The following is a 12,458-nucleotide window of genomic DNA, read 5'->3' as shown; positions in this document are numbered from 1 at the left end:
ACCTTGTTGATCCATCCCACCCTTGAACACTTGCGTGCCCTCAAGCTCGACGGCATGGCACAGGCGCTGGAAGAACAGCGCCTGTTGCCGGCCTGTCACGATCTGCCGTTCGAAGATCGGCTCGGCATGCTGGTCGATCGCGAACGCCATTGGCGTGACGGTCGACGGCAGGAACGATTACTTCGTGTGGCCAAGCTCAAACACGCCCAGGCCTGCCTGGAAGATGTGCAGTACAGCGCCGACCGCGGTATCGACAAACGCCTGATCGCCACCTTGTCCGGCGGCGACTGGATCCGGCAGGGGCAAAGTGTGTTGCTGACCGGTCCGACCGGGGTTGGTAAAACGTGGCTGGCGTGTGCGCTTGGACAACATGCCTGCCGCCAAGGCTTCCCGGTGCTGTATCAGCGTGTGCCACGCCTCGCCGAGATGCTACGCATCGCCCACGCCGACGGCAGCTTCGGTCGCGTGCTTGCTCAGTTGGCGCGCATCGACGTGCTAATCCTTGACGATTGGGGCATGACACCGCTCGATCAGGCGGCGCGCCATGATCTGCTGGAGGTCATCGACGATCGCGGCAACGGCAAATCGACCCTCATCACCAGCCAGCTACCGATCGAACACTGGCACGCCTGGCTCAACGATCCCACCCTCGCCGATGCCATCCTCGACCGTCTCGTACACCGCTCTCATCGCATCGTGCTGAAGGGCGAATCGATGCGCCGAAAGTCCTCCGCCAAGCCAGCCGCCGATACCTCATCGTGACCGGTCCAGTTACACTCGAGTGCACCGCACAATGACTGGCGCTGACCGGTCACGATCAACCGAAATACGCGGTCACGATCGCCGAAATCCGCAGTGTGGGGCATATTGCGCAATCCCGCGTACATGGGGCGGGCTGCGTTCGGCAAGACGAAGTCGTGCGATCACCTGCAGGTGCGCGTGCGTGCCCAGCGTCATAGTGCTGACGTGCCAAAAAAACCGCATTCAACAACACGTACCGACCCACAAGACTGGATCGAGATTCCGGTGCCAGCCATCATCAGCGCGGCGCTGTTTGAATCGGCGCAAGAACAACTCGTCGAGAACCGCAAGCTGGCACGCCAGAGGCGCGAGAGTGCGCCGCTGCGTCTGCTGCAAGGACTGACAGTCTGCGGTCAATGTCACTACGCTTACTATGCGAAAAAGGTGAGCAAGGCCGCGTCCAAGAGCCATCCGCGAGACTATGCCTATTATCGCTGTGTTGGAACCGACGCCTATCGTTTCGGCGGTCAACGCATCTGTGACAATCTGCAGGTTCGAACGGACAAACTCGATGATCTGGTATGGCAGCAGGTAGTGGAATTACTTAGACATCCGGAGCGATTGAAGAACGAATATCAGCGTCGACTGGATATGATGGAGCGCAATGAAAGAAATAGCTTCGATACGAGCAGCCTTGAAAAGCAGCGGTTGCAACTGGAAAAAGGCAAGTCCAGGCTGATCGATAGCTATGCAGATGGGATCATTGATAAGACCGACTTTGAGCCGAAGATGCAGCAACTGAAGGGCCGGCTTGAGCAGATTGACCAGCAGATCCTTGAGTCAAGGCAACAAGGGGCCGTACAACGCGAACTATTTCTGGTCATCAATCGGCTTGAGGAATTTGCAGGTGCCCTTAGCAAGAAACTTGGCACGCTTGACCTGGAAACGAAGCGCAGGATCGTATTGGGCCTGGTCAAGCGCGTCGAAATCCACAAGGACGACATCGTCGTTGTGTTCAGGGTTGATCCGCAGCCGGGAGCGCTCACCAGCGAGGATTCGAATGATTCGGGCGACGGAATGAAAAGTATGCAACATTGTTCGAGGCGTCAGCGGACCACCTTGCGGTGTACCGGTCTCTCGCGCTCCGATCATCCCATCACGCATCAGCCCCGCTTCCAGGTAACGACGAATCAGCTTGAGCACCCGTTCGTCTTCCACATGCCGGGCCACCCGCGACATCAACATGTCGTGGTTGACCCGATCAAAGAACTTCTCCAGATCAATGTCCACCACCCAGCGGTGTCTTTGCTGCACATACTGCCTTGCCTTTGGCTAACTCTTCCCCTTGACGGGCGAGTCGAGGACTTGCACCTCCTCTCCTAGCAGGTGCGCCCTGCCGGGCGCACAAGAAATAGCGCGGCTTCCGCAGCGCGCCGCTTGATAAGGCCTGGCTCGGGCTTGCCGTCTGCCAGCACCCAAAACTTGAACTGCGCCGCAGCCGCCTGAAGTTGTCCCGCGTTGAGCAGCCGCAGCAGCGTCGACTTGCGCAGCCGTTCCTGGCCGAGGTTGAACACGAAATCCGTCAGCGCATCGAACTGGCATTGAGCCAGCGGAACCCTGACCAGCGCGCTGACAGCACGACCGGTCATGGCCAGATCGGCGGCGAGGAACTCCTCGGCCTGCTGCTCGATGATGCGCATGCCGGGGTGCACGCCGTCCGTATGGCCAAAACCTATGGTGTAAACGCCCGTCGCGTCCTGGTAGGCGGTCAGGTGCAATCCCTCGCTCGCCTTGACCAAGGCGATGGCTGCTTGGGTGGGTTGCATGGGTGGACTTCAGCCTTGTCTGCGAGCGTGCGCGGAGGGTGACACTTGATTGAATGTAATCATTTGGCTACACTATGCGACATGAACACGATCCACCAAACTGAAGAATTCAAGGCATGGATGCGCGACCTTCGGGACGACACAGCGAAAGCCAAAGTCATCACAAGGACCAAACAAGCTGCAGCAGGAAACTTCGGCGACGTGAAGCATTTCGATGGCATCTCCGAGATGCGCATCAACTATGGATCGGGTTACCGCGTCTACTACGCCAAGCAGGGCAAAACGGTTTATCTGCTCTTGATTGGCGGAGACAAAAGCTCCCAAGATCGCGACATCAAAAAAGCCCAGAAACTCTGGAAAAGCATCAAGGGGTAACGAGAGAAACCGCTATGACCACCCACATCACACCTTTCGACGCCGCCGAATATCTGGACAACGAGAAAGTCATTGCCGCCTATATCAAAGAGGTCATGGAGACCGGCGACTATGATCTATTGCTGTCCGCCCTTGGCGACGTTGCCAAGGCGCGCGGCATGACCGACATCGCCAAAGCCTCCGGGCTCAGCCGCGAGAGCCTCTACAAGGCCGTACGACCGGGTTCAAAGCCGCAATACGAAACCGTGGATCGCATCATTCATGCGCTGGGCCTGAAGCTGACCGTAGCGGTCGCGTGAAGCCCGTGAGCAAAACAAACATCCCGCGCTTGGCGGGATAGTGACCATACGGACTAAGCGCGAGTATCCGGAAAAAATTGCGCAATCAAGCGGTGGTTGCGACATCTTTCCTTTAACGCTCCAGAGTAATGATGTACTCCAGCATGGCCTCCGCCGACACCTCGTCCATGGGATCGTCAAACGGAATATGGAGCCACGCCGCGACGTGGATCTTCGCCGCACGCAGGTGATGGCTGTATCGGGACGTCTCCATGCGGTGACCGACTCGTGAGAGGCGTCGCAGGCGCACTTCTCGCGGAACGTCGGCGGCAAAATACTCGCATCGCAGGACCGCAGCCGGCGCCTGACCGGCACGATGGACCGCGCACGCGTTCGCATGGCAGAACGCGGCGTCGGCATCGCGGACCTCAAAAGCAGAACCGCTGCCGTTCAATTCGGCGTTGCCGTCACGAAGGGACACGGCCCGCAGGTAGGCACTTACGAGTTGCTTTACGAACACACCACCGACCAGCCCATCACCGACGACGCGGAAATCATTGGCCTCAAGACGAAGGGAACACCGGACATTGCAAGCGCCACCATAAGGGGCGCCAAGCGAGTGATGGTCGGAAACGACGACCAACCCGGTCTTATCGAGTTCGCCGCCGACATGTTCCGCCGAGGCCGCTTCTATCCGAATCCGAAGTCCCTTCTCTGCAGTGCCACCTATTGCCCGCGTTACGCGAGCTGCCACTTCCACGACTAATTGATTGCATCAGGGATGCGTAAGTGATGTCCGCACCAGCAACCCTTCACGAAATGAAACAGCCGATCTCGCGCGAGGCCAGTTTGCCCGCAGTGGCGCCGGGCTTTGGTAGCCTGCAGTCCTTCGAGCTTATGCAGCGCGCGGCGAAGCTGCTATCCAATTCCACGCTTGTACCCGCCGCCTATCGCGCCTTCGATGACAAAAAGGGCGAAAATCCCAACGCGCTGGCAAACTGTGTTGTCGCCCTCAATATGTCTCAGCGCATGGGCGCCGACGCACTGATGGTGATGCAGAATCTCTACATCGTGGAGGGTCGCCCATCTTGGTCTTCGCAGTGGATCATCGCCGCTATCAACGGTTGCGGACGTTTCTCGCCACTGCGCTTCGAGCTCAAAGACCTCGGCCAAAAGGAGGTTGAATACGCCGTCACTGAGTGGGTGAATCGGGAGCGCCAGGTCCGCAAAATGACGGCCAAGGTGCGCAATCTGGAGTGCGTCGCCTGGGCGATTGAAAAGGAAACCGGGGAACGCATTACATCGCCTGCCGTGAATATCGAGATGGCCGTCAAGGAAGGTTGGTACGGGAAAAATGGCAGCAAATGGCAGACGATGCTCGAGGTCATGCTGCGTTATCGCACCGCCAGTTTCTTTGGCAAGCTCTATGCGCCCGAGTTGCTGATGGGCCTGCAGAGCGTCGAAGAAGCGCACGACATGATCGATCTCCATCCTGACGGTTCTGTTGCGAGTGTGACGCCGGCCATGCTGCGCGCTCGCGACATCGAGCAAGCCAAGGTTGTGAGTTCCGATCCGTCCGTGCCCGCTGGCGTCGACCCGATCACCGGTGAGGTGATCGACGATTCGCGAGTCGTCACGGCCGCAACGTCTGAAGCATCAGCAGCACCATCGCTGCTGCAACAGAGCGTGCCGACCGTCGCCGATGCCATCGCATTCGTGAAGCAAGGTGACGACGACATGGCGCGCGACATCGGGCGCGCCCTAGGGCGCCGAGTGGCGTGATCACATCGAAAAGGAAGCGGCACAACTGATCACTGTCGGCGCCGACTGCGCGAGCATCGACGTGCAAACCGATGCAGGCCCCTACAGCGTCGTCGTCGCTGCTAACGGCCGCATGCGTGATTCGCTCAAAGGGGTGGACACGCCGACAGCCCTGCCTTATGTGCTCGAAGCTCAGCGCTTTGCCCAGCTTGGGCCGAACGACCGGCGCGCGTTCTTGTTCGGCCTGATGGGCCTATCGGTCAGCGGCGCAGAGGTGCGCAAGCGCTTACTCGCGAAGAACCATCCCTCTGCCTACGTCGAGGCCGTGATCCCAATGCTCCGTGCCGGCTTCGATGTGGCGCATACCTCTGCGCAGGACCAAGCACGCGATCAGAAGGCGGTGTGGCGCGTCATCACCGGCGAGAAGAAGGCGGAGACCTGGGCGGCGCAGAAGCTCGAGGTCGATGCCGCCGCGCTCGCTGAATTAGCGGATCGCTCGGCGGCCATCGGCAAAGACGTAGAGTCCGCCAACCAGCGCGTCGGCGCGTTGGACCAGGACAGCAAGCGCCGCGCCGAAATCCTCAAGCGCCTGGATGTACTACGAGCAAAGGCCGGTCCGCGCCAAGTGCTAGCAGAACAACTGCAGGCCGATGAAGCGGCCCTTCTGGAGAAGACCGCGAAGATCCAGAACGTCCGAGACACTGCCCTCTCCCAGAACGCGTTGCCGTGCCCTGAATGCGAGCGGTGATGAAGGATGGCGAGCTGGCGCATGCAGGTCCGCTCACCAAGGCCACGGGAGAGGAGATGGCGGCACTCTCGGCACTGGAGCGTGACCTTGCTCGCGCGCAGTTGGCTGTCACCCGCAGCAACCCGCAGCAAGCGCCATCTGGACGAGGCCGAGACTGCCGCCAGCACATTGGCCGAATGGGAAGCCGTAGCCTGCCCGGCGCCGAGCGAGGATGCGCTGCGGCATGCGCGCGAGCAGCTTGCGACACTCTGCGCCGAACGCGACACCCTCGACAACCGCCTCAAGGCGCTGCGCGAGACCCAGCGACAAGCCAACCACGCCGACGAGTCGACCGCCAAAGCGCGCTTGGCGCACGAAGCGGTCGCCGCATGGGTGGCGATCGCCGATGCTCTGGCACCGGATGGCATGCCCGGCGAGATCCTAGGCGAGGCACTCGGCCCGCTCAACGCGCGCTTGATGAAATCCTCAGACATCACCGAATGGTCGACCGTCAAGGTCACCTCCGACATGCAGGTGTTGGCGGGTGAGCGTTCCTATGGCCTGTTGTCCGAGTCGGAACAGTGTCGCGTGGACGCGATGCTGGCTGAGGCCATCGCACACCTGTCCGGCCTGCGCCTGCTGGTGCTCGACCGCTTCGACGTGCTGGACCTGCACGGCCGTGGCGATCTGCTGGTCTGGCTGGAAGCGATTGCCGGCGAGATCGATACCGCGCTGATCTTCGGCACGCTCAAATCCTTGCCGTCCCACCTCCCTTCCGTTGTAGCTGCACATTGGCTCGACAACGGCACCCTAACCCAGCTCAAGGAAGCAGATTCATGTATTCACCCATAAGCATCCAGCGCATGGGTGAGCGTCGACGCGTGTAGTCCATGTGAAAGGAAAAATGACAAAAGCAAGCTGCTGTCAAATCAGCCGGCAAGGCCCAATTCCTCCATGTTCACGCATACATTTCCCCTGCTAAATTCCGCCCATCCGGTAGGCGGTCTACCGGCACTCACAAGGGGAAGCCCATGTCACGAACTAAAGGAATTCACAAAGCAATCCTCTCCGGCTTTATTATTCTCGGCTTGTCGTCCACTGCGTTTGCTCAAACTTCAACGCCTGCGACAGGCTTGGGACAGGCTTGGCCGAATGCCACAGACCTTAGTGCCAGCCCTAACTGGCACGTCTACGTGTTCTGGTTGCATAACATCAAGTACGTGCAAATCAATGATCTCAATGGCAACGTCCATGCCGCCATCGCCGCCACAAACGGAACAACTATCGTCCTACCGATGGGCATTGATTCGCAAAATGTCGCCACCGCCGAGCACGCTCTAACATCATCCGCTACTGCCGCATCAGCGGTACAAGTGGTCTATCAGGATGCCAATGTGGCCATGACAGCCACGCAGAATGTCAATGGAACTACCACGTTCGCCGTAACTCAGGCGCAGCCATGCCCTGAGCTAGCATGTTCCGGGGCGGGTGTTGCTCCGCAGAAGCGACAATAGCTACTGCGCCCACCACTGACGCACGGGTGCCAAATCCTCGCGAGGAAGCATTCGTGCGTCATGCATTAGTATGGAGAGCCGCATGCGCTCTCCCTCTGCGTTTTGGTGCATGCAGCCGTCAAACAAGCGCACATGATCGCGTAGTTCGCTAATGTCCAAGCCCATCGCGCCAAGCTTGACAGCAATCTGGCGGCGATCGGAGATGGCATTGATGGAACGCACTACGCTTGCGTTCTCCATCGCCCCCTCAACACCGACAAACACCCAGCGCGCACCGTTGGTTTCTCCACCGCGTATCGTTAGATGCAGACTTGAGCAGGCCAGGCGTGAGGCAACATACACTACTGCTTCACACGCTGAGCGGTATGCAGCAGCAAGCACGGCAGGCTGCATCCGGGTGAAACCACGCCCCTTGATGTCGCACTGGTACGCAATGCCAGCCTCTTCCAAAGCACGGCCAATCGTTTCTTGCAACGCCGCCGGCAAACCACGTTCACGCCAAGCTATCGGGTGAAGGTTTTCGGCAAGCTGAAACACTTGGCTATGCGCGGCCACCGCCTGCTTGTAGAAGCTTTCACTTTCAATATGCGGATAGATACGGCGAATGTGTTGCAGCAAGCGTCCATTAGTGACATGTAGCGTGCCCGCTACGTATTCCAAAGCCTGTGCCGTTTGTCGCAGGCGCTGATCGATCTGCGAATATCCCTGTCTTGCCTGAGATTTGGCACTCATGGACTCATGTTGATACTTCCTTCCCTCCCTGAGTTGCGCGCTAATGCGCGTACCGAGAGCAAAGAGACTGGTGATAGTGACCGCAAGGAATAGCTCGGTCTGGATCACTTCTACATCGACCTTGTCTACCTCATTTGGCAAAACAATTGCGGCGCAAACAATGGTAATTGTTCCACCGAGCGCAGCAGCACGCCACCCATGGCGCAAGGTAAGCCAAGTGACAGGCAAAAACATGGCCATCAATACGAGTTGCGAATAGCTTTCACCAGCACGACTGCTCACGATGGCGAGAAATACCGTAGCGGGCAACATAACCGTCATGCCTTCGAGCAACAGTCTGCTTTCCAGGGCGCGGCCAATCTGTTTTCGCCACTGTCTTGTGCGCAGCTCATAGCGCGCCATGAGTGGCCATGGCGCTAAAGCAAGCATGGCGAAGTAGTAGCCAGCGAAGTAACAGAAAGCGATGGATGGCGTTGCAGGCAATGCGCCGGGCACGCTGCTCGCCATCGCAATCGCTAGAAAGCTGTACGCAGTCAGTGCTAGCGACGATCCCAACATGGATGTCAGCAATGCCTTGATGTTGATCAGACGCTTACTTGGGAAAAGCCCCATCCACTCGCGGCAATACCATACGACCGGCATCATGACGGCAATCGGAGGGACCGTCCGCACTACTACCCAAAGCGGTCCTAACTGATCAAGACACGGGTAAACCGCCAGGAAATTCGGAAAAAACTCGCCGACGACGAGTGTGGGCCAAAAGCGGTATGGCAGGAACAGTAACCAAATCAATCGCAGCCCAGAGCCCAATGCGAACTGCGCGTTAGTAGAGACTGGGTGCACCGCCTGATAGGCAATCACATACCCGGCAGCGACCGCAATTTGCTTCAGCCACTCGCTTCTTAACCACCCTTTCCCCATGCTTCATGCCTTTTAAGCGAGTTATGGTACTGCTTTCGCATCCCCGTGGCGCGCTACAAAATGTCGGCCACTTGATCGATTCTTTAATGTCCCTTGTGAACTCACTGTGTACCTGAGCTGGCGCATGCAGCAAATTGCCGCACCACCGCTTTTCTCACTCCCACACAAATGTTGAGAGAAACACGTAACTGAACGCCAAATCTGCTAACGATACGCTACGGTTAGACTGACAGGGATTTCCATCAGGGAACCTTCGCCATGGGCAAGAACATCAACATTCCGACCGACGGCATCCAATGCATCGGCGCCTATGTGGCCGAACCATCCGACAAACCCAAAGGGGGCATTGTGGTGATCCAGGAGATTTTCGGGGTCAATGCACATGTCCGCAGCGTGGCGGATCGTTTCGCCGCTGCGGGCTACACCGCGATTGCCCCGGCCTTTTTTGATCATCTGGAAACCGGTCTTGAACTCGACTACACCGATGAAGGCATGCGCCAGGGACGGCAATGGGTGACCGAATTGGGGCTGGATCGCGCGGTGAAAGACGTAGCCGGTGCGGCCGAAGCGATCGCGTCGGCCGGCAAGATCGGTACGGTGGGTTATTGCTGGGGCGGCACGGTTGCCCTGCTCTGTGCCATCCGTCTTAGCTTGCCTTCGGTGAGTTATTACGGCGCACGCAATGTGCCTTTCCTGGATGAAAAAGCCAAGGCGCCGGTGATGTTCCATTTCGGCGAGGAAGATTCGTCCATTCCGCCTCAGATGGTCGCCAAACATCGCGAGATGCTGCCGCAAATGGATGTCCACACCTACGCGAGCGCCGGGCACGCCTTCAATCGCGATATCGACCCGAACCATTACCACGAAGCAAGTGCGAAGCTTGCCTGGCAACGTACCTTGGCTTTCTTCGACACGTATCTGGGCAACACATGAGAGCTGATATTGGCACGGGTTGAATGAGTGCGTGAAAAGCTCACTGATGTGATCGACTGATCACCGACCCAAACATCGAAAAACTCGAATCAGTTCGTGCCCGGAATGTCGCCAGGGCTGCTGCCCGCATCCTTGCTCTTCTGTTCGTTGTTTTCCTGCACCGGCGCGTGGTAGTCCTCCAGCGCGCGGGCCTTGGTTTCTACCGGATTGATGCGCGCCAGCTTGCCGCCGTCGTCGTAGTAAGCAACAAAGCCGTAATCGAGCTGCAGGCGCGCCATGTACTGCAGATGCTGCTTGCGAATCTTTGAATCGTCACTCGGCACGAGCAGTACGGTCTTGGGCAGTCGGCCCGCATCCTTCAGGTAAGCGAAGTGGCTGCCGGCATCGAGTGCGGAAAGCACCGCGCCGTCGATCAGGAACTGGCCGCTCTTGTACGCCTTGATCGTCATGTCGAACTGGCTTTGTGTCTGCACGGCCGGGATCGAATCCTTGGACGCGCCGCGATGGCAACCGCCAAGCACCAGCAGGCTGCCAAACAAAAGCACGGCTGCGCCGCGACTCGGCAACGCGGGAAAACGGATCATAGGGATCTCCTGCAAATTTCGGTGAGGCGGAGCGAAGTGTAGCGCCGCCCCGTAGAAGTAGATGAGGTCACTGAATCTGACGTTCAGGTGCGGGGCAAGGTCACACCTTGCTGGCCTTGGTATTTACCGCCGCGGTCCCGGTAGCTGGTTTCGCACTCCTCGTCGGATTCGAAAAACAGCATCTGCGCAACACCCTCGTTGGCATAGATCTTGGCGGGGAGCGGGGTGGTGTTGGAGAACTCCAGCGTCACGTGACCTTCCCATTCCGGCTCCAGCGGCGTGACGTTAACGATGATGCCGCAGCGTGCGTACGTGCTCTTGCCCAGGCACACGGTAAGCACCTGGCGCGGAATGCGGAAGTATTCCACCGTGCGTGCCAACGCGAAGGAGTTGGGCGGAATGATGCAAACGTCCGCCTCCACGTCTACGAAGCTGGTCGGGTCGAATGCCTTCGGATCGACGATGGTGGAATTGATGTTGGTAAAGATTTTGAATTCACGCGCACAACGCACGTCGTAGCCATAGCTGGACGTGCCATAGGAAACCAGCTTGTTGCCGTCGCGCAACTTGATCTGGCCCGGCTCATAGGGTTCGATCATGCCTTGCTGATCCGCCATGCGGCGGATCCATTTATCGGATTTGATGCTCACACGGACTCCGTACTTCAGGACCTGCGCCAGGCTCCCCCAGACGCAAAACGTCAAAAATACATGGTTGGTAGCCTTCTTTGCCATATGCAGGTGGCTTCCCGCCCGAGACTTGCAGCCCTGCTATCCCAGCGTCCGTCATCCCTGCGCAGGCTGCCGCTCTGGCAAAGCACCTACCGCACTCATGCAGCTGGCGTACCCTGCACCACGATCTTGCCCAGCCCCAGCGACTTGTTGCGTGGTTGGCGCGACAGCCGGCCCGCAGCATTGCGGGCTATATCGCGATAGCGCGCGGCCAAGTCCGAATCCGGCATGGCCACCACCGTGGGGGTACCGCCATCGGCCTGCTCGCGGATGCGGATATCCAGCGGCAATGAGCCAAGGTATGGCACTTGGTACTGCTCAGCCATGCGTTGCCCGCCACCGGCACCGAAAATGTGCTCCTCATGGCCGCAGCTCGTGCAGATATGCGTCGCCATGTTCTCGACAATGCCCAACACTGGCACGTCCACCTTTTCAAACATCTTCAGCGCCTTGCGTGCATCGAGCAGCGCAATGTCCTGCGGCGTGGTGACAATCACCGCACCGGCCACCGGCACTTTCTGCGAGAGCGTGAGCTGGATGTCGCCGGTACCTGGTGGCAAGTCGATGATCAGATAATCGAGCATGTCCCAGCGCGTATCGTTGAGCAGTTGCATCATCGCCTGCGTCACCATCGGACCACGCCAGATCATCGGCGTTTCTTCATCGACCAGGAAACCAATCGACATGGCCTGCAGCCCATGCGCGGTCACCGGGGTGATGCTCTTGCCATCCGGCGACTCGGGCTTGCCGCTGATGCCGAGCATGCGCGGCTGGCTGGGGCCGTAGATATCCGCATCGAGAATGCCGACCTTGGCACCCTCTGCAGCCAGCGCCAAAGCCAGGTTGGCAGAAACGGTGGATTTGCCCACGCCACCTTTGCCCGACGCCACTACGATGATGTTCTTCACATGGCCCAACGGCGCCAGCGCACCCTGCACTTTGTGGGCATGGATGCGACTGCTAATGGAAATGGCGGCGGTATCGATGGTCGGATCGGCCTCCAGCGCCTGTTTCGCCTGCGCCGCCAGCGGCTCGCTCGCCCCAGCGGCGGGATAGCCTAGTTGAATATCCACCGACACCCTCGCGCCATCCACGCCCACGGCACGGATGGATTCAGCCAGCGGATTGCCGGTATGGGGATCGGTAAGGTCACCGAGAATGCGGCGTACCAGAGCTTCATTCGCCTGCGTCATGGGGAGTGTCGTGACTGTAGAGATTTTCAATTATGCCAGCATGTCTTCATCTACCCCTCGTCGTGCCGGGTTCAACCGCTTTGCGCAATGCAGCTTGACCCATCCTGGACCGCTGGGCAGGCTCGCCATACGTCAACGTAGG

Annotated in this window: 16 protein-coding genes; 10 read left to right on the top strand and 6 right to left on the bottom strand. The window is 58.8% G+C overall.

Annotated features, from left to right (window positions below):
- Positions 1-3 precede the first annotated feature (3 nt).
- Both istB and EO087_RS16870 read left to right on the top strand, forming a co-directional pair.
- A complete protein-coding gene (istB, locus tag EO087_RS02255) occupies positions 4-762 on the top strand; it encodes an IS21-like element helper ATPase IstB (RefSeq protein WP_128897459.1) in 759 nt (252 codons plus the stop codon).
- Positions 763-867: 105 nt separating this feature from the next.
- A complete protein-coding gene (locus tag EO087_RS16870; RefSeq protein ID WP_205744414.1) occupies positions 868-2,124 on the top strand; it encodes a recombinase zinc beta ribbon domain-containing protein in 1,257 nt (418 codons plus the stop codon).
- On the opposite strand, the gene EO087_RS02240 is transcribed toward EO087_RS16870, so the two are convergent.
- A complete protein-coding gene (locus tag EO087_RS02240; RefSeq protein ID WP_128897458.1) occupies positions 2,121-2,567 on the bottom strand; it encodes a lysozyme in 447 nt (148 codons plus the stop codon). The two genes, EO087_RS16870 and EO087_RS02240, sit on opposite strands and share 4 nt — an antisense overlap.
- Before the next feature lie 81 nt (positions 2,568-2,648).
- Here EO087_RS02240 and EO087_RS02235 point away from each other — a divergent pair, with 81 nt between their 5' ends.
- Positions 2,649-2,942: a type II toxin-antitoxin system RelE/ParE family toxin gene (locus tag EO087_RS02235; RefSeq protein ID WP_128897457.1), complete on the top strand. Its 294-nt coding sequence runs from the start codon at positions 2,649-2,651 to the stop codon at positions 2,940-2,942.
- Between the two features lie 14 nt (positions 2,943-2,956).
- Positions 2,957-3,241, top strand: coding sequence for an addiction module antidote protein (locus EO087_RS02230; RefSeq protein ID WP_128897456.1), 285 nt, complete (start codon positions 2,957-2,959; stop codon positions 3,239-3,241).
- A gap of 112 nt (positions 3,242-3,353) precedes the next feature.
- Here the strand turns inward: EO087_RS02230 and EO087_RS16090 are convergent, their stop codons facing one another.
- Positions 3,354-3,494 (bottom strand): hypothetical protein, encoded by a 141-nt coding sequence (locus EO087_RS16090; protein WP_164931738.1) that lies wholly within the window; start codon positions 3,492-3,494, stop codon positions 3,354-3,356.
- 123 nt (positions 3,495-3,617) lie between these two features.
- Between EO087_RS16090 and EO087_RS02225 the strand changes: the two genes are divergently transcribed.
- The 5 genes from EO087_RS02225 (at position 3,618) to EO087_RS02205 (ending at position 7,222) form a co-directional block, all read left to right on the top strand.
- Positions 3,618-3,986, top strand: coding sequence for a hypothetical protein (locus EO087_RS02225; RefSeq protein WP_343133204.1), 369 nt, complete (start codon positions 3,618-3,620; stop codon positions 3,984-3,986).
- Positions 3,987-4,012: 26 nt separating this feature from the next.
- A complete protein-coding gene (locus EO087_RS02220; protein WP_205744413.1) occupies positions 4,013-5,002 on the top strand; it encodes a hypothetical protein in 990 nt (329 codons plus the stop codon).
- A 61-nt stretch (positions 5,003-5,063) separates the two neighbouring features.
- Positions 5,064-5,729 carry a hypothetical protein gene (locus EO087_RS02215; protein WP_128897454.1) on the top strand — a complete coding sequence of 222 codons (666 nt, stop codon included), beginning with the start codon at positions 5,064-5,066 and terminating at the stop codon, positions 5,727-5,729.
- Between the two features lie 87 nt (positions 5,730-5,816).
- On the top strand, positions 5,817-6,560 hold the full coding sequence (locus EO087_RS02210; protein ID WP_128897453.1) for a hypothetical protein: 744 nt from the start codon (positions 5,817-5,819) through the stop codon (positions 6,558-6,560).
- Positions 6,561-6,739: 179 nt separating this feature from the next.
- Positions 6,740-7,222, top strand: a complete 483-nt coding sequence (locus EO087_RS02205; protein WP_128897452.1) for a hypothetical protein — start codon at positions 6,740-6,742, stop codon at positions 7,220-7,222.
- Here the strand turns inward: EO087_RS02205 and EO087_RS02200 are convergent, their stop codons facing one another.
- Positions 7,223-8,875: an MASE1 domain-containing protein gene (locus EO087_RS02200; protein WP_128897451.1), complete on the bottom strand. Its 1,653-nt coding sequence runs from the start codon at positions 8,873-8,875 to the stop codon at positions 7,223-7,225. It abuts the gene before it with no gap.
- A gap of 258 nt (positions 8,876-9,133) precedes the next feature.
- On the opposite strand from EO087_RS02200, the gene EO087_RS02195 reads away from it, so the two are divergent.
- Positions 9,134-9,808: a dienelactone hydrolase family protein gene (locus EO087_RS02195; RefSeq protein ID WP_128897450.1), complete on the top strand. Its 675-nt coding sequence runs from the start codon at positions 9,134-9,136 to the stop codon at positions 9,806-9,808.
- 89 nt (positions 9,809-9,897) lie between these two features.
- On the opposite strand, the gene EO087_RS02190 is transcribed toward EO087_RS02195, so the two are convergent.
- The 3 genes from EO087_RS02190 to apbC form a co-directional block, all read right to left on the bottom strand.
- Positions 9,898-10,392 carry a hypothetical protein gene (locus EO087_RS02190; RefSeq protein WP_128897449.1) on the bottom strand — a complete coding sequence of 165 codons (495 nt, stop codon included), beginning with the start codon at positions 10,390-10,392 and terminating at the stop codon, positions 9,898-9,900.
- Positions 10,393-10,475: 83 nt separating this feature from the next.
- Entirely contained in the window at positions 10,476-11,042 is a 567-nt protein-coding gene (gene dcd / locus EO087_RS02185) for a dCTP deaminase (protein ID WP_128897448.1), read from the bottom strand.
- 179 nt (positions 11,043-11,221) lie between these two features.
- Positions 11,222-12,316, bottom strand: a complete 1,095-nt coding sequence (gene apbC / locus EO087_RS02180) for an iron-sulfur cluster carrier protein ApbC (protein ID WP_128897447.1) — start codon at positions 12,314-12,316, stop codon at positions 11,222-11,224.
- Positions 12,317-12,458: the final 142 nt, after the last annotated feature.

This window comes from Dyella sp. M7H15-1, assembly GCF_004114615.1.
In the GTDB taxonomy this organism is placed as follows: Bacteria; Pseudomonadota; Gammaproteobacteria; order Xanthomonadales; family Rhodanobacteraceae; genus Dyella_B.
This window is presented reverse-complemented; position numbering and strand designations above follow the sequence as displayed.

Bases quoted from the DNA above. Each gene is read 5' to 3' on its own strand.
- apbC (WP_128897447.1), bottom strand. From the start codon at position 12,316: ATGACGCAGGCGAATGAAGCTCTGGTACGCCGCATTCTCGGTGACCTT.
- EO087_RS02240 (WP_128897458.1), bottom strand. From the start codon at position 2,567: ATGCAACCCACCCAAGCAGCCATCGCCTTGGTCAAGGCGAGCGAGGGA.
- EO087_RS02225 (WP_343133204.1), top strand. From the start codon at position 3,618: ATGGCAGAACGCGGCGTCGGCATCGCGGACCTCAAAAGCAGAACCGCT.
- EO087_RS02220 (WP_205744413.1), top strand. From the start codon at position 4,013: ATGTCCGCACCAGCAACCCTTCACGAAATGAAACAGCCGATCTCGCGC.
- EO087_RS02230 (WP_128897456.1), top strand. From the start codon at position 2,957: ATGACCACCCACATCACACCTTTCGACGCCGCCGAATATCTGGACAAC.
- EO087_RS02205 (WP_128897452.1), top strand. From the start codon at position 6,740: ATGTCACGAACTAAAGGAATTCACAAAGCAATCCTCTCCGGCTTTATT.
- EO087_RS02190 (WP_128897449.1), bottom strand. From the start codon at position 10,392: ATGATCCGTTTTCCCGCGTTGCCGAGTCGCGGCGCAGCCGTGCTTTTG.
- EO087_RS02235 (WP_128897457.1), top strand. From the start codon at position 2,649: ATGAACACGATCCACCAAACTGAAGAATTCAAGGCATGGATGCGCGAC.
- EO087_RS16090 (WP_164931738.1), bottom strand. From the start codon at position 3,494: ATGGAGACGTCCCGATACAGCCATCACCTGCGTGCGGCGAAGATCCAC.
- EO087_RS02200 (WP_128897451.1), bottom strand. From the start codon at position 8,875: ATGGGGAAAGGGTGGTTAAGAAGCGAGTGGCTGAAGCAAATTGCGGTC.
- EO087_RS02195 (WP_128897450.1), top strand. From the start codon at position 9,134: ATGGGCAAGAACATCAACATTCCGACCGACGGCATCCAATGCATCGGC.